24 protein-coding genes and 2 pseudogenes are annotated in these 19,373 nt (G+C 45.7%); 7 read left to right on the forward strand and 19 right to left on the reverse strand.

Annotation, left to right across the window (positions count from 1 at the left end):
* Window positions 1-38: 38 nt before the first annotated feature.
* The gene (locus T320_RS14845) at window positions 39-212 is read right to left on the reverse strand and encodes a hypothetical protein (RefSeq protein WP_197019400.1); all 174 of its coding nucleotides are present in this window, start codon (window positions 210-212) and stop codon (window positions 39-41) included.
* A 153-nt stretch (window positions 213-365) separates the two neighbouring features.
* Here T320_RS14845 and T320_RS08260 point away from each other — a divergent pair, with 153 nt between their 5' ends.
* The 3 genes from T320_RS08260 to T320_RS08270 are packed head-to-tail and all read left to right on the forward strand — an operon-like array spanning window position 366 to window position 1,702.
* Window positions 366-767: a pyridoxamine 5'-phosphate oxidase family protein gene (locus T320_RS08260; protein WP_037354781.1), complete on the forward strand. Its 402-nt coding sequence runs from the start codon at window positions 366-368 to the stop codon at window positions 765-767.
* Between the two features lie 30 nt (window positions 768-797).
* Window positions 798-1,148, forward strand: coding sequence for a winged helix-turn-helix transcriptional regulator (locus T320_RS08265; protein WP_037354784.1), 351 nt, complete (start codon window positions 798-800; stop codon window positions 1,146-1,148).
* Entirely contained in the window at window positions 1,145-1,702 is a 558-nt protein-coding gene (locus tag T320_RS08270; protein ID WP_037354785.1) for a flavin reductase family protein, read from the forward strand. The genes T320_RS08265 and T320_RS08270 overlap by 4 nt, the downstream gene beginning before the upstream one ends.
* A 4-nt stretch (window positions 1,703-1,706) precedes the next feature.
* On the opposite strand, the gene T320_RS08275 is transcribed toward T320_RS08270, so the two are convergent.
* Complete coding sequence (locus tag T320_RS08275) at window positions 1,707-1,901, reverse strand: hypothetical protein (RefSeq protein ID WP_037354787.1); 195 nt, start codon at window positions 1,899-1,901, stop codon at window positions 1,707-1,709.
* 71 nt (window positions 1,902-1,972) lie between these two features.
* Here T320_RS08275 and T320_RS08280 point away from each other — a divergent pair, with 71 nt between their 5' ends.
* Window positions 1,973-4,138: an ATP-dependent helicase gene (locus T320_RS08280; protein ID WP_037354789.1), complete on the forward strand. Its 2,166-nt coding sequence runs from the start codon at window positions 1,973-1,975 to the stop codon at window positions 4,136-4,138.
* Between the two features lie 93 nt (window positions 4,139-4,231).
* On the opposite strand, the gene T320_RS08285 is transcribed toward T320_RS08280, so the two are convergent.
* Entirely contained in the window at window positions 4,232-4,723 is a 492-nt protein-coding gene (locus T320_RS08285; RefSeq protein ID WP_037354791.1) for a hypothetical protein, read from the reverse strand.
* A gap of 30 nt (window positions 4,724-4,753) precedes the next feature.
* A complete protein-coding gene (locus tag T320_RS08290; protein ID WP_037354793.1) occupies window positions 4,754-5,467 on the reverse strand; it encodes a hypothetical protein in 714 nt (237 codons plus the stop codon).
* Between the two features lie 844 nt (window positions 5,468-6,311).
* Here T320_RS08290 and T320_RS08300 point away from each other — a divergent pair.
* The gene (locus T320_RS08300) at window positions 6,312-7,316 is read left to right on the forward strand and encodes a tyrosine-type recombinase/integrase (protein WP_051608673.1); all 1,005 of its coding nucleotides are present in this window, start codon (window positions 6,312-6,314) and stop codon (window positions 7,314-7,316) included.
* 102 nt (window positions 7,317-7,418) lie between these two features.
* On the opposite strand, the gene T320_RS08305 is transcribed toward T320_RS08300, so the two are convergent.
* Complete coding sequence (locus T320_RS08305) at window positions 7,419-7,688, reverse strand: Txe/YoeB family addiction module toxin (protein WP_037354798.1); 270 nt, start codon at window positions 7,686-7,688, stop codon at window positions 7,419-7,421.
* A 2-nt stretch (window positions 7,689-7,690) separates the two neighbouring features.
* A complete protein-coding gene (locus T320_RS08310; protein ID WP_037354800.1) occupies window positions 7,691-7,954 on the reverse strand; it encodes a type II toxin-antitoxin system RelB/DinJ family antitoxin in 264 nt (87 codons plus the stop codon).
* A gap of 149 nt (window positions 7,955-8,103) precedes the next feature.
* Between T320_RS08310 and T320_RS14960 the strand changes: the two are divergent.
* Window positions 8,104-8,238: pseudogene (locus T320_RS14960) on the forward strand (recombinase); the annotation flags it as partial.
* A gap of 100 nt (window positions 8,239-8,338) precedes the next feature.
* Here the strand turns inward: T320_RS14960 and T320_RS08315 are convergent.
* From T320_RS08315 to T320_RS08340, 8 genes and pseudogenes are all read right to left on the reverse strand, one after another.
* On the reverse strand, window positions 8,339-9,112 hold the full coding sequence (locus tag T320_RS08315; RefSeq protein ID WP_051608674.1) for an NAD-dependent protein deacylase: 774 nt from the start codon (window positions 9,110-9,112) through the stop codon (window positions 8,339-8,341).
* Window positions 9,075-9,281 (reverse strand): annotated as a pseudogene (locus T320_RS14375) (winged helix-turn-helix transcriptional regulator); the annotation flags it as partial. The pseudogene T320_RS14375 and the gene T320_RS08315, both read right to left, overlap by 38 nt.
* Window positions 9,282-9,395: 114 nt before the next feature.
* Window positions 9,396-9,623: a hypothetical protein gene (locus T320_RS08325; protein WP_037354804.1), complete on the reverse strand. Its 228-nt coding sequence runs from the start codon at window positions 9,621-9,623 to the stop codon at window positions 9,396-9,398.
* Window positions 9,604-10,062, reverse strand: coding sequence for a hypothetical protein (locus tag T320_RS08330; protein ID WP_051608676.1), 459 nt, complete (start codon window positions 10,060-10,062; stop codon window positions 9,604-9,606). Before T320_RS08330 ends, T320_RS08325 begins: the two co-directional genes overlap by 20 nt.
* 567 nt (window positions 10,063-10,629) lie before the next feature.
* Window positions 10,630-10,797 carry a hypothetical protein gene (locus tag T320_RS14620; RefSeq protein WP_156032783.1) on the reverse strand — a complete coding sequence of 56 codons (168 nt, stop codon included), beginning with the start codon at window positions 10,795-10,797 and terminating at the stop codon, window positions 10,630-10,632.
* Between the two features lie 346 nt (window positions 10,798-11,143).
* Complete coding sequence (locus tag T320_RS14965; RefSeq protein WP_231465872.1) at window positions 11,144-11,329, reverse strand: hypothetical protein; 186 nt, start codon at window positions 11,327-11,329, stop codon at window positions 11,144-11,146.
* Window positions 11,326-11,559 (reverse strand): alpha/beta hydrolase family protein, encoded by a 234-nt coding sequence (locus T320_RS14970; protein WP_051608677.1) that lies wholly within the window; start codon window positions 11,557-11,559, stop codon window positions 11,326-11,328. The genes T320_RS14965 and T320_RS14970 overlap by 4 nt, the downstream gene beginning before the upstream one ends.
* Window positions 11,560-11,903: 344 nt before the next feature.
* Window positions 11,904-12,767 (reverse strand): LysR family transcriptional regulator, encoded by an 864-nt coding sequence (locus T320_RS08340; RefSeq protein WP_037354805.1) that lies wholly within the window; start codon window positions 12,765-12,767, stop codon window positions 11,904-11,906.
* 122 nt (window positions 12,768-12,889) lie between these two features.
* On the opposite strand from T320_RS08340, the gene T320_RS08345 reads away from it, so the two are divergent.
* Window positions 12,890-13,873: a YeiH family protein gene (locus T320_RS08345; protein WP_037354807.1), complete on the forward strand. Its 984-nt coding sequence runs from the start codon at window positions 12,890-12,892 to the stop codon at window positions 13,871-13,873.
* Window positions 13,874-14,169: 296 nt separating this feature from the next.
* Here the strand turns inward: T320_RS08345 and T320_RS08355 are convergent, their stop codons facing one another.
* The 5 genes from T320_RS08355 to T320_RS08375 all read right to left on the reverse strand — a co-directional run bounded on the left by T320_RS08355 (window position 14,170) and on the right by T320_RS08375 (window position 19,367).
* The gene (locus T320_RS08355; RefSeq protein WP_037354811.1) at window positions 14,170-15,213 is read right to left on the reverse strand and encodes an aldo/keto reductase; all 1,044 of its coding nucleotides are present in this window, start codon (window positions 15,211-15,213) and stop codon (window positions 14,170-14,172) included.
* Between the two features lie 136 nt (window positions 15,214-15,349).
* Window positions 15,350-15,727 carry a hypothetical protein gene (locus T320_RS08360; protein WP_037354813.1) on the reverse strand — a complete coding sequence of 126 codons (378 nt, stop codon included), beginning with the start codon at window positions 15,725-15,727 and terminating at the stop codon, window positions 15,350-15,352.
* Between the two features lie 337 nt (window positions 15,728-16,064).
* Window positions 16,065-17,348 (reverse strand): RNA-guided endonuclease IscB, encoded by a 1,284-nt coding sequence (iscB, locus tag T320_RS08365; RefSeq protein WP_051608678.1) that lies wholly within the window; start codon window positions 17,346-17,348, stop codon window positions 16,065-16,067.
* Between the two features lie 322 nt (window positions 17,349-17,670).
* Window positions 17,671-18,819: a glycerate kinase family protein gene (locus T320_RS08370; RefSeq protein WP_037354816.1), complete on the reverse strand. Its 1,149-nt coding sequence runs from the start codon at window positions 18,817-18,819 to the stop codon at window positions 17,671-17,673.
* Window positions 18,820-19,004: 185 nt separating this feature from the next.
* Window positions 19,005-19,367, reverse strand: a complete 363-nt coding sequence (locus tag T320_RS08375; protein ID WP_037354818.1) for a hypothetical protein — start codon at window positions 19,365-19,367, stop codon at window positions 19,005-19,007.
* Between the last annotated feature and the right edge of the window lie 6 nt (window positions 19,368-19,373).

The raw sequence follows: 19,373 nt of genomic DNA on the forward strand, positions 1-19,373 counted from the left end.
CCTTATCCAACTTCCACGCCAAAATCTTACCCTGCCGTTTAAGTTCGCCCAGAACACCCTCTTTCGTCCACGGCATGACAAGGGTGACCGTTAACTTCCCCGGAGGGGAGCAGGCAGCCATAGGTGGCAAGCAGAGTGTCCTCGATAGCTCGGATGGTATCAAGGTATGCTTTTCCCTGTTCTTTGATGGTGGTTTTGGTGTTCTTTCTCATAGGTAAGAATTTATCGCAGAAAGTCCCAAATGTCAATGGCAGGCAGGTATCATCAAAGATACCTACTATCATAAATAATCGTACTTGTACGGTGATTTTGGGAGTCGTATAATTAAAGCAGTTCAATAAAGTGACTTGGGGAGGCTTCCTATTATGACTAATGCAGAAAAGGTAAACGAATTCCTGGACAAGGCAAAGACCTTCTATTTCCTGACCACGGACGGTGACCAGCCGAAGGGGCGTCCTTTTGGCTTTCACATGTTGGTGGATGGCAAGGTATATTTTGGCTGCGGCACCTTTAAGAATGTTTACAAACAGCTGGTGGCTAATCCCAAGGTGGAGGTTCTGGCCGTGGTCGGCGGCGAGTTCATGCGTTATGACGGCTTGGCCAAGGTAGTAAAGGATGATGCCCTGCTGGCTAAGGTGCGGGAGATAATGCCCCAGATAATGGACATGTACGACAAGAATGGCTGGGAAATGGGGCTCTTTTATCTTGAGAACGGCCATGCTGAGATTCGTGGTATTTTGGACATGAAGGAAGAATTTGATGTCTGAGGGTAAAATGGCGAAAATCCCCCTGTTCTCATGGATGAGTGGTTCGGGAAGTGTCCCTATGCTACGGTTCAGAAGCTCATATCCGGCAAGTGGGCTATGCTTATTCTGCATAGCCTGGAAGATGGCCCGGTGCGTTTCAACGATTTGCAACGTCAGTTGCCGAAGATGACGCACGCCACCCTGTTCGTCCAGCTGAAGACCCTGATAGAGCATGGGCTGGTTATCCGTCACCAGTACGAATCCATACCACCACGGGTGGAATACTCCCTAAGCGAAATCGGCCAGAAGTTTCATCCTGTGCTGGAGGCCATGGAAGTCTGGGGAAAGGAATATATTTCTTATATGAAGGAAAGCGAAGGTATGGAGGATGTAAAATTATGAGTGTAGAATTCACCTGCAAGAAAGCCTGCATCGCCCCGGAGGGCGTATTCATCATCGGCACCTATGACGAGAACGGAGTTCCCAACGCCATGAACGCAGCCTGGGGAGCACAGTCGGATTTTGATGAAATCACCTTGTTTCTGGCCAAGCACAAGACCACGGAGAACATCAAGCATACCAATGCCTTCACCGTAGCTTTTGCCACCAAGGACACGGTGGAAATCGCTGACTACTTTGGCGTGGAAACTGGCAACAAGGTCAACAAGATAGAGAAGGCTGGCTGTCATGTCCACAAGAGTGCTCATGTCAACGCTCCCATTATCGAGGAATTTCCCGTGACTCTGGAGTGCGAGTGCGTAAGCTACAGCGACGAGACGGGGATTCTGGTTGGGAAAATCGTAGCCCAGCAGGCCGATGAAGCGGTGCTGACAAATGGAGTAGTTGATTATGACAAGCTCCAGCCGATTGTCTTTGACATCGCCACCAAGACCTACCGTCTGGTGGGGCCGGTTGTGGGTAAGGCTTTTCATGACGGGCTAAAACTCAAAGGATAAGCCATTAGGAAACAAGAATTTCATAGAGAGTGTACAAAGCCGCCATGGCATGCAACGGATTCACGTTGTGCGTCATGGCGGCTTTCTGTTGTTCTTTATGGGAAGCAGACTGCAAATAATGTAAAGACGAAGGAAAAACCGGTATATCCTCAGGAGTTTTCGCGGTTTGCAAAAAAAAACTTTTTTTAAAAAATCCCATAGAAAGGGCATCCTTTTTGCTATATTTTGCTTGTCGAGATGGATTGAGGTAAAAAGAAAGGAATTGAGAAGATGAAAAAAGATGCGATACTTGTAGGTCTTAATGCTGCCCAGGTGGAGGCTGTGACGACAACAGAAGGATATGTACGTGTTATTGCTGGTGCAGGGGCAGGAAAGACACGAGCACTTTCCCATAGGTATGCCTACCTAGTGGAAGAAGTTGGCATTATGCCAGGCAATATTCTGTGCATTACCTTTACCAATAAATCTGCCATGGAAATGAGAAAGCGGATTCGTAAGCTTGTTGGAGAACATGATACAGGATATATAAGCACATTTCACAGCTTTTGTTTGTTGGTGCTGAAAGAGGAAAGCTTTGCAATACAGTATCCTCGCAATTTTATCGTGCTTGACAATAGCGATATTGATGCGATGCTGAAGACAATCTATGAAGAGCGGAGTCTGTCCCTTAGAGACATGACCTATGCTAAGGCTCGGGGGATGATTCAAAACAGGAAAACCAGCACTGAACCCAATTATTATATGGATATTATTGCCCTGACTCGGGAAGCAATCAAGGAAAAATACGAGCAGGCTATTGACACTGAAGATATTATCTTCTATGGCTATCTTTATCATGAAAAAAAGTGTTTCGGTCTTGATTACACGGACTTAATCACAGTCACATTGCACGTTTTAGAGCACTTTGAAGAAATACGCTTAAAGTGGCAAGAAAAGCTGGAGTATATCATGATAGATGAGTTCCAGGATATTGACGAACTCCAGTACCGCTTAATGAAAGTTCTTAGCGGTTATCATAAGAATCTCTTTGTGGTAGGGGACCCAGACCAAACGATATATACATGGCGTGGGGCTAATATCCGATACATTCAGAATTTTGACCAAGAGTTTTCACCAGCTAAGACCATTTATATGGTAGAGAATTATCGTTCTACCCCAGAAATTATAGCTGTTGCTAATGCTCTTATTGACAGGAACAAAAACCGTATTAAGAAGAGTTTGATTCCTATGCTGTCAGCAGGCGAATCGGTTCTTTGTTCCAGTTGGAATTCTCCAGAAAATGAAGCTAAGTGGATATGTGGAGAAATTGCCAAACTTCACGAATTAGGAGTATCTTATAAGGATATTGCTATTCTCTACAGAGCCCATTATCTTACACGCCCATTAGAAGAATTATTTATTAAGGAAAAACTGCCTTACGTGCTTTACAGCGGAACTAATTTTTTCGATAGAAAAGAAATCAAAGACGCTGTATCTTATCTTAGGATGCTTGTTTACAAGGATGATTTGTCTTTTAAGCGTGTTGTAAACGAGCCCAAAAGAAAGGTTGGGAAGACACGAATGAAGTTTCTTCAGGATTATGCGAAGCAGAACAATTGCACTCTTTATGAGGCGTTGACTGATAATTTGGAGCATGAGATGTTTAAAGGAACGAAGGCAGGGGCCTTTGTCTCACTGATAGAGGAGTTCTCTTCCAGTTACAGGGGCAAGCCGATTTCTGAATTGTTGTCTGATGTTCTTGAGGTCAGTGGCTATGAGGAAATGCTTCGTACTGAGGGCAACCAAGAAAGATTAGACAATTTAGCAGAGCTGGAGCAGTCCATCTATGATTATGAAGCATCCTGTGGCGAAGAAGCCATGTTAGACGATTACTTAGCTCGGGTGGCTCTTTTCACTAACAACGACACAGCAAAGAACGGCGACAATGTAAAGCTGATGACTATTCATGCGGCCAAGGGGCTGGAGTTTCCTTATGTATTCCTATGCGGCCTAAATGAGGGAGTTTTTCCTTCCAGGAATGTCAAAACTATCGAAGGAATGGAAGAAGAGCGGAGGCTGGCTTTTGTGGCTGTGACCAGAGCAGAAAAGCGGTTGTACTTGTCTTCTGCAGGTGGAGTTAATTTCGATGAATCTGTCAGATATCCGTCACGTTTCCTTTTGGATATTGATGAGAACCTTCTGGAGTATGTTACCACTATCTCTGATACAGAAAAGCAAGATGCATTGGGCTATATCAAAGATATGGAAGGTCTTATGGAACGTACAGCAGAAGAGAAAACCGGCCATTATCATAAAGGTGACAAGGTGGCACATAAAGTATTTGGGATGGGAGAAATCGTCTCTGTAGATACAGATATGGCTGTTTACATTATCCAGTTTGATAAGATGAATACTCCGCGTAGAATATCCATGAAAGTTGAAATGGAAAAAATCTAAAAAAATCCCAAACATGAGCTGTATATCAATGCTCATGTTTGGGATTTTTTGTCTAAATAGGCTTTGTTTATTCTTTTGCTCTAAAAAGTTAGATTATCGACCCAATGAAGTCACAGTTCTATAATTGACATGGGGTTTATTTTGGATAGAACGTAACTTCACATTGTCTCCATCATAATGGATAAGATGTGACAAAAACGTAAGGATTTTTCGGGTTTTATTTTTGTGATTCTGGCGAATATCCAGCTGCGAAGTCTGCTTCTTTTTTCCAATAAGTTTGGCTTCCAAAAAGAACAAAATCTTATTTTCCTCGTCGTATATCAAGTCTCCATGAATTCTTGTCCGAATGAGGCTGGAACCTGGAATGACTTCCGCTCCTGCCAGCTGCGGGGTATGGATTTGGTCGCCTTCTGCAAAAAGGACAGGATGTAGACAAATACTGACAGAAGACTTGGAACCGATAGAACGGACTTCTTTTTTGATGTAACTAGCTCTATATATGGCGGCCTTCGAGAAAAAGCTTCGGATATATAGGGGCAAATCTGCAATCACTTGTTGGAAAGACATGGTTACGAAATGGTTCACGTTAGAACTCCTTTCTGATGGCCATCATCATTAAAGACTATCAGGGATATCATGTTCTTGGCCAAGGTCCTCAGGTGCTTCGGGAACTTCGTCATAGAAGTAGTACTCATCAATGATATCCTCTTCAGCGAAAAGTGGACGATTGGAAACAATATAGAACAGGGATACCAGCTCTGCGGATGCAGAAACCATATCAACACCATTGACGCAGCGGATATTCACGAAAGACCTCCCGGACCACAGCTCCATCTCAGTTTCAACCTCATCTTTTTCGACGGCTCGAATAATTTCATCCAAAGGAAGGTTTAGGTCACGATAACCATTTTTCTCGATACGTTCAATAAGAGCCACAATAGCAGGGGGAGCTGTACGGATATCCTTAATGGAGAGCGTGGGGGTAGCCATTACAAGGGTGCGGCAGACTGCTTTCATCAGGTTGTGCTCAAAGAGGGTGAGCTCTTTTGAGGGAATGCCCACAGGCAGTTTCAAGATAACCGAGTCAATCATGTCATCAGTAGCATGATGCGTGACGGTATATGCGTCTTTGCCCTTGCCGCGAGCCTCATTGGCAATAGCACTGTAGGGAATAAAGCCCTTCAGATTGATACGTTGATTGTAGCTGACACGAAAATATGCTTCCACAAGCAACTTGTGAGCATCCTGCAGGTCAGTAATCTTCGTGATGCGAAGCTTCTGATGCTTGACCCGATATTCCCTGCCGCTCATGAAGTCAACTATTTCCATAGCAAAGTCCTCCTCTTCTTTGTAATTCGCCACATGAGCGAGTCTAAGATTGTCTCGCAGTTTTTCGCACTGCCTTCTATATAAATGGTACTATATTTTTGGAGGGCTCGCTGGAATCCGGTACCTGTACGATATTTTTTTGAGATTTTTTGAGTTAGAAACACTAATAGAGTCATCAACTTTAATAACAGTATTAAAGTTGATGATGCTAACAACTCAACATTTGCTAATTTCACTTGGCTCTCAGAAAAATTGACCTCGTAGAATCGTCTGTAAGCCATGATATCTCTATCGTGTATATAAACTGTCGCTTAAATTATAAAAACGCTCACAGGGGCTGTCAGGTGCCTTAAATCGGCTCTTGCCATTTTGCATTCCTTTATGAGCGTAAAAATACATTTTATGACCGATTGAATGGGATATAGCGTTGTTTGTCTTGACCTGGATTACTGCTCATACTTATCCTTCAAGCAGCCACTTCAGGACATTTGTCTTCCTTATCCCATCGTAGTCAGCTGTTGCGTTGACCTCATCGAGGGGCAGTATGTACTTGAGGAAGTTATTCTTAATCCTTTGTAGCAGCTTTGGCTCATGTTCCATATCTTTTGATTGAAGTTGGACTTGGAAGCCTGGTACTCTATATCAACGAATTCGGATTCCATACCAAATTCATGATATAATGCAAGTATATGTGGAGCTGATTTCCAAAAGTGAATTTTGTTATATTTAGTGTTGCTAATTCCTCAAAGCCACACTAAAATATAAATAGAAACATTTCCACCATCTTTTTCGTGCCAATTGATATTCCCATAATTATCTGACTATTTTTGAGAGGAGGTATTCTATGTCCAACAGGAACTTGACAACCACAACTAATACATTAGCCCAGACTCTGGATGTCCACCAAATTACCCCGGAATACTTTATCCTGCATTATGCCGAATTCATTCCCCGGGTCATTGCCAAGGGAAATCCGTCTGAAGATACCATGCGGCACTACATCAACCAGATTGATTTCTTTATTCGCTGGTGCTTATCCCACGAACGCAGCCCGTTGGCAATGAACGAATACCAGATGCTCATGTACCGGGAATTTCTGCTGAACCGGCAGTACAAACCGGACAGCATCCAAATTATGTTAACCTCTGTGCGGGCATTCTATGCTGCCGCCAAGAGACTGGAGCTTATCCAGGTCAATCCAGCTGCTAAAGTCGAAGCCCCTACTGCCGGGAGCAGAGATGATTCCCTTCTGCACATCTATACCCCCCAGCAGATGAATGAGATAGTCCGCGTCATTGATGAGGATAAGGTTCCTTTTACCAGATACAGAAACAAGCTCATCCTGTATCTTATGGGAGTAGAGGGATTGCGAAATATTGAGGTTCACCGGGCCTGCGTGGAAGATATCAACTGGGAGGCTAAGGCAATTATGATTCGTGGAAAGGGGCACAAGGGCAGACTGGAGCCTATCTATCCCTGTGACGAGACCTTTGCTGTTCTTGAAGAATATCTGAAGGCCATCCCCACTGACCGAACGATAAAAAAAGACGGCGTACTTACGCCGCTGATTCTTTCCTCCTCCAATAGGAACCTGATGGGACGCATTTCCCGTAACGGGATTCGGTCTATCATGAACAAAACTCTGGATGTCTGTGGCCTAAAGAATCCGGGCTGCTCCTGCCATATTTTCCGTCACAGCTGCGGGACTAATTTGTATCAGGAAACCAAGGATTTGCGGCTTGTTCAGGAAGTGCTGCGGCACCGGGACCCGAAGATTACCGCTCGCTACGCTCATGTGGCCGACCGTTTGACGAAACGATATACATCTAGACTGGTGCCGCATGATTAGTCTCTATAGATTTACCAACCTGCTAGACAGCCACCGAACGGTAGCTGTTTCTATACACACGCACAACAAAGTCGCAGAAGATTCTCTTTCCTGCGACTTTGCTCAGTTATCATAATGATTACGGCAAGCGATTACTATGACCTTTTCATCCTCGACTGCGTATACAATTCTATTTGTGCCATCAATCCTTCGGCTCCAGAATCCCTGCAAATTTCGCTTCAAGGGTTCCGGCTTGCCTTTACCATCAAATGGATGCCGCAACATATCTTTTATGAGTTCATTGATACGCTTCAACGTTTTCTTGTCCTGCATATGCCAGTACATGTAATCTTCCCACGCATCGATATCCCATTCTAACCGTCTTATCTGCATGGTCAATCCTCAATCAGTTCATGTTCAGCCACCTGCAAGTGCCCAGCCTTGTAAGCTTCCATCTTTTTCTCCAAGTAGCGGATATTTGCCGCAGAGTAAAACGGGTCAGCAGACACTTCAAAAGGTATTCTTCTTTCCCGACCTACCGTCTTGGCGAAAATAGTAAATGCTGCACTCATGGAAAGTCCCATATCCGCACAAGCCTGTTCCATACTTTTCTTGACATCATAATCCAGTTTGAAATTTACACTTACTGTCTGTGCCATGCAAACCACCTCCTCCATCCTTATCTATCTATATTCTATCATATATAAAGAAAAATACAATATATTTTCTTTATTTCTGTGTATTTTACCAGATACAGGAACAAGCTCATCCTATACCTGATGGGATAGAGGGACTGCGAAACATTGAGTATCAGGAAACCAAGGATTTGCGGCTTGTTCAGGAAGTGCTGCGGCACCGGGACCCGAAGATAACAGCCCGTTACGCTCATGTTGCCGACCGGTTGACGAAAAGGTATACATCCAGATTGGTGCCGCATGATTAGCCTCTGCATATTTCAATATGGTATCTATGCTGTGAGGGGACCGAGGGGAATCCCCCACAGTCTTAGCGAAGCGTTGGAATGCTAGTTTTGTAATGCATGATTAGACAGGAAAAACACGCCCCGCTGCCTCGCTCAGCACTTTTCCTATGGCATCACGAATAACCAGTTCCGCCATTGAATCTGCTTTTGTTGCGGTCTTATTTATAAGCACAAGATGTTTGCCACGGAAATAATCAATCAGCCCTGCCGCCGGATAAACCACCAATGATGTACCGCCAACAATAAGCGTATCAGCCTCTCTGATGGCTTTAACAGCATTTTCTAGAACTTCCTCATCCAGCCCTTCCTCGTAGAGAACAACGCCAGGACGCACAACGCCTCCGCAGGTTTCACAATGAGGAATGGGCTTATTTTCTTCTCTTAAGGCATATTCCATGGGATAAACCTTGCCGCATTTCATACAGGGCCAGCGTAGACTGGAACCATGCAGCTCATAAACCCTTTTACTCCCTGCCAGCTGGTGCAGACCATCAATATTCTGGGTGACCACAGCCTGAAGTACGCCTTCCCGCTCCAGCTTAGCCAGAGCCATGTGGCCGGCATTAGGTTCAGCGTTCATGAACAGCATTCGATTACGATAGAAATCGAAAAACTCTTCTGGGTGATTCACCAAGAAACTATGCGAAGCCATCTCCTCGGGACGAAACTCACGATGGAGGGATTGACTATATATGCCCCCAGCTCCTCTAAAATCCGGAATGCCAGATTCCGTGGACATACCAGCACCACCGAAGAATACAGCTCTGGTGCTATCCTTAAGTATTCTCGCCAAATCATCAGTAGCCTTCACGCTGAACACCCCTCTCCTTGCCATTTTCACACGGCATCCTGCCGAATTTTATCGGCCATATGTCCTTGCCCCACTCACACATAGCATTCAGCACCGGGGACATGGTGCGACCAAAGTCCGTCAGGCTATATTCTGTTTTCGGCGGAACCACTGGATAAACCTCCCGGTGAATGATGCCATCAACCTCCACTTCCCCTTATAATACGTCTATTTTTAAGGGGAAAGCAGATGAATAAGGGTAACACAAGTCACTCAAACCACTGCATATAAGTGATTTGAGTGACTTGTGTTATTTACTCTTATCACTTCAAAGTCTTTCGGCATTTCCTTTATAAGGATGTGCATTTGCATATTCTACAGCGTTTTTATGGAACGCCCCCGGTTCCATAGCATCAAAATACTGTCTCTGCCAAGTGGTATAGTCAAATTTTTCCCTAATGATTGTAGAAATGAAGTGCTCTGCCTCCACTATGCCCAATGAAGCCGTAAGGCATTCCATACCACGATTCATAATATCATTTGTCGCCATCATCATTTTCGCCCTCCGTTTCAACTACAAATTCTATAGGAGTGACCATTTTTATTTTATCAGTTTTGCATTTTATCAGTCGAATATCTGTCGATATAAAGTATTCACATTTGGCATAAATAGCCGAAGCAACATGGTATGCATCCTTTTCCTTAGCTCCCATCCCCATCAGTTCCTCAGCAATGGGCTTGAGGAGTTCTGCTCTTTCGGTACCTACGTATCCTTTGATATTGTCATTGATAAATTTGACTATGGATTTTCTTCGCATTTCGAAGGGATTCTTGCTTACCTCATAGTCCAATGTATATGAACCTATAAGGTCATATACTCCCTTCTTAATGAGATTTTGTATATGAATCTTTGATTGTGTCTCCATAGCTACTTTCAGGCTTGATTGGTCATCATACGGCCTGTTATAACAGCACATATCGAGATATACTCTCACTGACTATTCACTCCTCAATTTTACTCACCAGTACATCCTAAAACTGTTCTCAGGTCATGCCAGCATTATATCCCTTCGTCTTTTTTAATTATACTAAAAATGAGCGAAAATTTCCATCTTTTGCACGGCAAGTGTTCCTTATGCTCATTCCCAATTGTTCTGAAAACACATAGAACGCGACGAACCGTTCTTCTAACAGCTCTGCTTGCTGCTAACCGAGCATTCTGGTAGGCAAAATCATTGCTCAGCAAGCAGATGAAGCAGTTCTGACGGACGGCGTAGTGGACTACGACAAGCTGCAGCCCATCATTTTCGATATTGCCACCAAGACCTACCGACTGGTGGGGCCGGTAGTAGGCAAGGCCTTCCATGACGGGCTGAAACTGAAAGATTGATTCTCTACGTTCACATTTCCCATTATAATATGGCTATTTTTAAGGGAAAATAGATAAAAAAGGTAACACAAGTCACTCGAATCACTTATATGCAGTGTTTTGAGTGACTTATGTTATATGCTCTTATCACTTTGTTTTGCATTCGCTCAAGAGCTACACCAGTATGTCCAGCTTAAGATTTAGCTATTTTGTATGGATTCCCCATAAAAGATTTGCCTATTTTGCAAAAGGCTGGCAATCCCTTCGGGAAACTCAGCGGCAATTCTTGGCTGCCTGCAAGGATGTCAGGCACAGTGGGCAGACCGTGTAAAAGTAATGCAGCCTTTGGCTGCTTCATCATCCATGATGACTTCCTTCACGCCCACTACCCTGATGGTGCCAGAGTGGGTATTCTTGATGCTGTCTACCACTATGGAAAATTATAAAGAGGTATCATTGTGACCTTTCCGCCAGTTATAACATTGGTGCCCGGTAATTTATCCGGGAACTCCTAAAATCCTTACCTGCGAAGGCGAGGTTGGGCATTGAGGCAAAAGTTCCTCAATGTACCAAGAAAACCACCTGCACCTTGTCTACGTTACTTAGCCTGAATGCGGAGCTTGCGGCGTAATGCCGACAAGATTTCTGAGTTCAGAGCCTTATCGTAGAAAGGCAATCCGCTGTCCTAAAGACAGCATGACACGAACTTATTCATGCCGTTGGAAGCACCCGACTTTAGTCGGGTGAGGGTTCACGAACTGCTCAATCTTGTCGAAGGGGATAGCGTTCTTGCCACCGCCATCATAAAGGTCGCAGTGGATAGCACCAGGGACGATGACAAGTTCTTTGTTGCCAACTGTCATGCTCTTGCCTTCCGGCTTTACACCCGTCATTTTTCAAAGGCGTACTCAGAGAAATAGCGGCTGTGGGCCTTTTCACCATGCACCAGGAGTACTGGGCGGTCAATCTCATCTGCATAGGCCAGCTGGGGCGTATTGAGGAAGACCAGCTGCGAAGTCAGATTCCTGCCGTTATTGGAGTTCAAGGAACGAGGATGGTAGCCACGCTCGGTCTTGTAGTAATCGTAATACTGCTTGAACATATCCGGGGCATCATCCGGCATATTGTCGGGAACGCCGCCTTCGTGAGCATAGGTGCCATTCTTATAATCAATGGTACGACTGGGCGTTCAGCTTCTTGCGGTTCTCCATGCGTTCACGCTTGATGGTGGCCTCATCTTTGTCGTAATCAAAGTAACCGTTGGCCGTAACCTTACATCGTCTGGAAAAAATCCCCCACCTTTTCGCCTATAGCGGAGCGATTCCTGGAGCAGCTACAGAAAGCATTCTTGCTCTATGAGTAGGCTGGGGCATGATACATTAAGATAACACAAATAACTCTAATCACTCATATGCGGTGATTAGAGTTATTTGTGTTATTGCTACATCCCTTGCACCAAGCCTTATGTTAGTACTCGCATTGGCAAATTTCCATGAATAGCTTAAGACTGGGTGTGATGTATTTGTTTACATGATAAACCAGCCGAAAATCTCTCTTGAATTGTATGCCAGGGACGGTGAGCCTGATGAGGCTGCCATCTCCGATTTCTTTTTCCACCAATTTACGAGATAACGCAGTGATACCTAGATTGGCCATGACTGCCTGCTTAATACTAGCGGAATTGTTGTATACACCGACAACATGTGGTGTTAGTTTTTTCTCCCTCATGACCTGTTCAAAGAGATTCCTCGTGCCGCTGCCTTCTTCCCGCATGATGAAGTCACAACTGGCAATCTCATCCTTGGTCAACACATCCTTGTTGCCTGGAGCAGCCACAAGTATCAGTTCGTCTTCAAGAAAAGGAATTTCTCGCAAATATTCAGATTCTATATTTCCTTCGACCAAGGCGATGTCCAGTTCATCCTGCAACAGATATTGCTCAAGGGTAGCCGTATTGTGTATGCGGGAAAAGATGGGCTGCTCAGGCACCTTTTCTTTAAGTCTCCGCAAGAGGGGGATAAAGACACTTTCTCCAATGGAAAGTGTGGCACCAATACGAAGGGGCGAATGAAGAGAGTATCCCCGCAAAGCAGATTCCGCCTGATTGGTCAAGCTTATCACATGCCGAGCATAGTGCATGAGTTCCTGCCCTGCTGCCGTTAGAAACAAGCGTTTGCCCAGCCGCTCAAAAAGCCTTGCCTGATAGTGTTCCTCCAGTTCTCTAATAGCCTGACTGATGGATGGTTGGGAGATGTGCATTTTGTCAGCAGCTCTAGTCATGCCACCTTCATCATAGACTTTAAGGAAGATTTGGAAATGCCGCAGTGTCATGATAATTCCTCTCATATATAGGTAAAAGCTTATCCAAACAATCATATAATAGTATTTTACATATTATAATGTAAATGCTAAGATAGCCCTTGTCAATGAAATTATTGCATGGAGGAACCTTTATGAAGAAAGAACATATCCGGGGAATTATCTTTACTCTGGTATTTGCGGTACCGGCTTGGCTGCTGGGGCAGAAATTCCCCATTATTGGCGGGCCAGTTTTCGGCATCTTGATAGGCATGAGTTTTGCAGGTTTGCACCGCTCCAGTGCAGTAGAGACGGGCATTACCTTTACGGGAAAAAAAATACTCCAGTATGCTATTATCCTGCTGGGTTTTGAAATGAATCTGTTTCATGTGTTGGAAGTTGGCTCCCAGTCCCTTTCCGTGATGATTTTCACCCTTCTCACTGCTTTTGCTGTGGCCTTTTGGGTGGGAAAGCTGCTGAAGCTGGAAAGAAATACTACCACCCTCATTGGTGCAGGTACAGCTATTTGCGGTGGGTCGGCCATTGCGGCGGTGGCTCCGGTTATCGGAGCAAAAGACAAGGACATTGCCTTTTCCATTTCCACCATATTCCTGTTCAATGTGCTCGCTGTATTCATCTTCCCTTTTTTGGGGCATCTTATGAATATGTCGGATTTTGGCTTCGGCATGTGGGCAGGTACGGCGGTGAATGATACTTCTTCCGTGGTAGCGGCTGGCTATTCTTACAGCGAGGAAGCAGGTGGCTTTGCCACCATCGTTAAGTTGACCCGTGCATTGATGATTGTTCCCGTCTGCCTCATCTTCGCACTGCTCATGACTCGGGAAAAGGCTGGCCAGGGGCAGGGGTTCAAGTTGAGGAAAATTTTTCCTTGGTTTATCCTTTGGTTCGTGGTGGCTTCCATCATCAATACCACCGGTTTTCTTCCCTTGGAGGTTAGTCATGCTTTGGGCAGCTTAGGCAAATTTGCCATTGTACTGGCTATGTGTGCAATCGGCTTAAATACCAAGTTATTGGAACTTGTGCGACATGGCTTGGCACCTATAGCTTTGGGGTTCTGCTGTTGGGTGGCAGTGGCCTGTATGTCGCTATTGGTACAGTACCTGACGGGGATATTATAACGCCGTTGTTCCAGTTTTGCCGTAGGCAAAACTTCCTATTGGCGTTTCAATGAGGCAGGAGATATGTGCTCACCGCCTGTTATTATATTCGCCACCCCCACCCGCAGAGGTGGGGGACATCTTATTCCTCGTTATAAATCGCATATTACCCAGCTTCTGGCCGCTCTGAAATATTTGCTGAACACCATACCAGCAGAAATGATGCTGCAGCTGTCAAAAGTAGTGAACAAAAGAGAGAGCCCGCCATAAAACAGACTTATTTCTGATTTATGGCGGGCTCTTTTGCATATCCGTATTTACTGCATGCCCTTTGGGGCGTTTTTCATCCAAACCTGTTCTTTCTTGTTCCCGACACGGGTATTTTGAGCCATGACCCCCACCAGATTGTGCGGCACATAGAGTTCCTCCAGATAGGCAATATCTTCAGCTGCCAGATTCAGTTCTACAGCCTTCACCGCACCATCAATATGATGCAGCTTCGTGGCTCCGGCTACAGGAGCCGTTACCCTGGTCAAAAGCCAGGACAAAGCGATTTCCGTCATGGATACACCATATTTATCTGCCAGTTCCGCTACACGCAGGATGATTTTTTCATCTGCTGCAGCAGTGCCATCATACTTGAGCTTGGCATAGCTGTCCTCTGCCAGTCGCTTGCTTGTTTCCCCCGGCCTTCTGGAAAGGCGGCCACTGGCCAAAGCACTATACGGAGTCATAGCAATATTATCCTCATCGCAGAGTTTTGCCATCTCCCGCTCTTCTTCCCGGAACAGAAGGTTGTAGTGGTTCTGGACAGATACAAATTTGGCGAACCCTTCCTTTTCTGCCAAAGCGTTGGCTTTGGCAAACTGATAAGCGTAGCAGTTGGCAATGCCTATATAACGAACCTTGCCAGCCTTTACCAACTGATTCATGCCATCCAAAATATCATACAGGGGTGTCTGATAATCCCACATATGGTAGATATACAGGTCAACATAGTCCATACCCAGATGTTGCAGGCTTAAGTCCAGCTGCCGTCTGATATGCTCCTGACCGCTGACACCAGCCTCTATCTCCTGCTGGCTGCGGGGCAGGAATTTCGTGGCCACCACAACCTCATCACGCTGGGCATAGTCCTTCAAAGCCCTGCCCAAGTATTCTTCACTGGTGCCATTCTGATAGGCAATAGCGGTGTCAAAAAAATTCACACCCAAATCCAAAGCATGTTTTACTATCTCACGGGTAGCAGTCTCGTCTACCGTCCAGCTGTGCTGTCCCGTAACAGCATTGCCAAAGCCCATGCACCCCAGACAAATGCGGGAAACACTCAGTTCAGAACTTCCCAGTTTGGCGTATTCCATAATTTTTTCTCCTCTCGCATGTGAACCTTCCCCGCTTATTGATATGTTCCCACTATGAGACAATAAAACTGTCATCATAGGGGGAGCATATCAAGTGAAATTACACTCATGCAACAGTCCCCGCGTTTCTGCGGCATTACAGACTGCCCCCGAAGAAGTCCTTGTCGTACCAGATACCCGGGGTATTCTTTATATCATCTCTAAGGAGATAAAGGTCTTCCTTGAGGATGTGGCGGAAATCGTACCAAGTCTTGTCGCCGTCTATCTGCATTAAAGGAACATTCTTTAGTTCTGCGATAATTTTCTTCTTTTTGCAGGACCAAGCGACGATGCATGGGGCTCGCAGGCTCCATGTGTACCAGATGGCATCGCTAAGGTCTGGCAGGTAGTTCATTTCCAGCAGTTTTTCCAAAAGGTCCCGGCCAGTGGCCCTGTCTTCCATTTCGATGTCCCTGTGGTGGTCCATGGCGTCGTCCCCCATGCAGACACCGTCACGGTTGATGGATACTATCATCTTTATTCCTCCCCAAGGCTATATTTTTCATTATGGACTTATCATATCATTTCATAATTATAGGAGAATTAGAGAAGGGCAGAAACTGAAAGCGTTGGCGGAATTACACTCTGATATGCTCCCCTTATGATGACAGTTTTATTTTTTACTGTCTCTCATAGGGGGAGCATATCACTTCCAGCGGCAGCCCCGTTAATTTCGCGTTATCTATACCGTAAAACAAATCCAGTCAGTGCCATCGAGTCAAGCTTGTTCACCATCCAAAGTCGTGGTGGCGGGAACCCCTAGCTTTAGCTATGGGGAGGAGCCACCACATCCCTCCTTTCTAAATTTAACCTTAGTTGTACGCAATTAGCAAAGGTTTTCGATGCTCGATACGTCGGAGTTTCTTGTAGGAGATTTCGGCTATCCTCATTCCGTCCAATTTACGAATATCGAAAGAACCTTTTGCTCTTCTGCCGAAAACAAATCCTTCCTGACCTTTGCAAAGCACCCTGTCAAAAAGTTGATAACCGAACACAAACTTAGGCGTCTGGTTCAGCTTGCGAACGCCGCCTTTGTTGATTTTGCACTTGTAAATCTGTCGGTTGTGCTGGCGTTTTGGAACAACCAGCAGTGATTTATCCAAGCGGGCGGCGTCAAAATTCTTCGCCACAACGAAGGCGTCGCTGATGTGCGTCTTTTCAATGTTCTTGCGTTCCCGCCAGTATTTTGTGATGTACCCATAAGTTTCACAGACCTTGATTGTCGGAAACATCATTTTGAGTCTCTGAATCAATGTCTTACGCATGATTCCCATGAACGCAGCGTCCCTTGTGGAACGGAGCCTACGCTTCTTTTCGGGAATATCCAGTTTGCCCGCATGATGCAGTTTGTGACACTTATCACAAAGAGTTATCAAGTTATCGGGAGCGTCCCCGCCCGTCTTGCGGGATTCAATGTGATGGGTGTTTAGCTTAACCTTATCGACGTGAAATTTGACTTCTTTCTTGGAAGTGGGCTTCGCCCCGCAGCAGGCACATTTGTACCCGTCACGGTGCAACACATATTGTCTCGTGTTGTAGTGGTCGTACTGCTCGCCAAGCTGGTAGTCTGTGCCGACAGGTGAAGGCTTGCCCTGTTCCATTGCTTTGATGCGTTGCAGGTCGAATTCTGCTGTCTCGACACGAATCACAGCTAAAGGCAATAGTTTCGCAACGAGCTTGATGGCTTGGATATGATTCCAAATCTTGACCTCAACCGACGGTGCAAGCCAGCCTTTGTTTTTTAAGTGGACACGATTGTTGAACCGTGGCTCACGGTAGCGAGTCGTGCGGTTACGACGGGAACGACGCATCTCTCGGCGGGACGACATCAATTCCACAACATCGTTGCGAGGGCGAAGTTCTGCTGAAAACAACTCTTTCTTAGTAGTCGTAGCGGATAGCCCAACGTGCTTACTACCTGCGTCCACACCCAGCGTCACATCCTGCACAAAAGTCTTGTTCGTCCCTATCAGTTTGACGGTGAATGGGGTTCTTTTGACAACCACAGCCTTGCTAGATTTTAAGAGCAGCCGCACCTTCGCATGGTTTTCTGTAGGCATAATCGGTTGTCCATTTTTACTTAATATATAGACCACGATGCGGTCGCTCCTTTCCTAAAATTTTAAGTTTGCCCCTATCGAAGCAGGGGCGTCTCGCCCCAAAGGGCGGTAGGTTGTCCGTAGCCAATGTTATCCAAGGTTTGATGCCTGCAACACTGTTCCTACCCTCAGAACTGTTTAATCACAAGCCGCAGAGCAGTGGATTCGGACTCACGTCCACTGGTGCCTATATATTCTCGGATAACGGAGTCCAGAAAATAGTTTCTCACATTCCCAGACCGAGGCTAGTCAGCAAGGGCTCGATGAGCAGCTTTCGCTATCCCCAAGCCCCCGGCTTTCAGCCGTGGGGTTGCTGACTCTATGTTTCTTTCCTACATCTCAGTATCAGCCGCATCACCTGCTCTACGGTATCTGCCATATTCCGTCTGGCAGTTACCGTCTCCATAGCTTCTTGGACTGTAACAGGCTCCCGCAGGATGGGGAAGAAAGCATCTATGCCGTGCTCATTACACACCCTGGCCTCCCGGGTTACGCAACCGGCAAAGGCTATGACCGGCTTATTGTACCTCTGGGCAATTCTGGCTACCCCAATTGGGGCTTTGCCCATAACCGTTTGCCTGTCCAAGCGGCCTTCCCCTGTAATGACAAGGTCAGCCTTAGCTATATGACCTTCGAGATTTATCTCATCCAGCACAATGTCTATGCCCGATTCCAAGGCAGCATCCATGAATGTGCAAAACGCAAATCCCAATCCTCCAGCGGCTCCACAGCCGGGAGTCTGTGGATTGGCACGAGGATATTTTGCCTGTGCTATCTTCGCATATCTCTCCAGCCACTCATCCATCTGCACTATCTCAGCCGCATTGGCTCCCTTTTGTGGAGCAAAGACGGCACTGCATCCATCCTGTCCGCACAGGGGGTTCTTTACATCGCAGGCAATGCGAAAATGACATTCCCTCAGCTCCGGTAACACACGGGCATCATCAATGCTTGCCAATTTCTGTAGCCCTATTGCACCAAAAGGAACAGCTACACCGTTTTCATCCAGCATATCAACCCCTAGAGCCTGCAACATGCCTATACCGCCATCATTGGTGGCACTGCCGCCAATACCGATAATAAAATTACGACAGCCGCTGCGGATAGCATCCATTATAATTTCCCCCACACCGTAAGTGGTAGTGTACAGGGGTTTCCTTTTATCTGTCGGAACTAAGGTAAGACCGGCAACAGAAGCCATTTCTATGACGGCGGTTTGGTTTTGTGGTAAAATTCCATAATAAGTGGATACTTTGTTTCCCAACGGCCCGGTAGCTTCCAGATGCTTAATGATGCCCCCCATGCCGCTCACCAGGGCATCCACCGTTCCCTCTCCGCCATCAGCAAGAGGCGAAACATAAACATCTGCCTGAGGGCACGCTTTCATGATGCCCTTTTTTACAGCCTCCCCTGCTTCTGCGGAGCTAAGGCTTCCCTTAAACGAATCAACTGCCACAACAATGTTCATGTACGATACCTCACTTTTCCAACATAGCCTTCCGCTCTTTAGAATGTTCTATGCCTGTACCTAAATCACAGCTTTTCAAACCAATCCTAGCCGTTGGAAAGCATGGGTAAGTCCATCCTCTGCCACGGCATCCGTCACAAAATCAGCAATGGCCTTTATTTCCTCTCCACCGTTGCCCATCAGTCTCAGAATATCATTTTTATCTTCGAATTTGCTCCTAATATTGATTCTATCATTAGGTCAACTCCCATTCTTACACCATTGATATAAGCAAAAGCCTCTTCCTCTGATTTAAACTCACGTCTGAACATGTAGCCGCTCATTGCTGTTTCTTCTTCTTTTATTTTATGTCTTATATTGCTACATGCATCACTATAGTCATTATAAGTCTCTTCATCTACTCCAAACGGACGCGGATACAAGACAACCGATTTCCCTTTGTACTCATAGTTCCACAGACAACCACTTCTCAAACCATAATCCTGATTTAGCAAATATATCTCTGAACCTAAGCATTTTTTATAATCATCACTCTTATCATCCTTCATCACAAA

This window comes from Selenomonas sp. FC4001, assembly GCF_000701565.1.
Classification (GTDB): domain Bacteria; phylum Bacillota; class Negativicutes; order Selenomonadales; family Selenomonadaceae; genus Selenomonas_A; species Selenomonas_A ruminantium_B.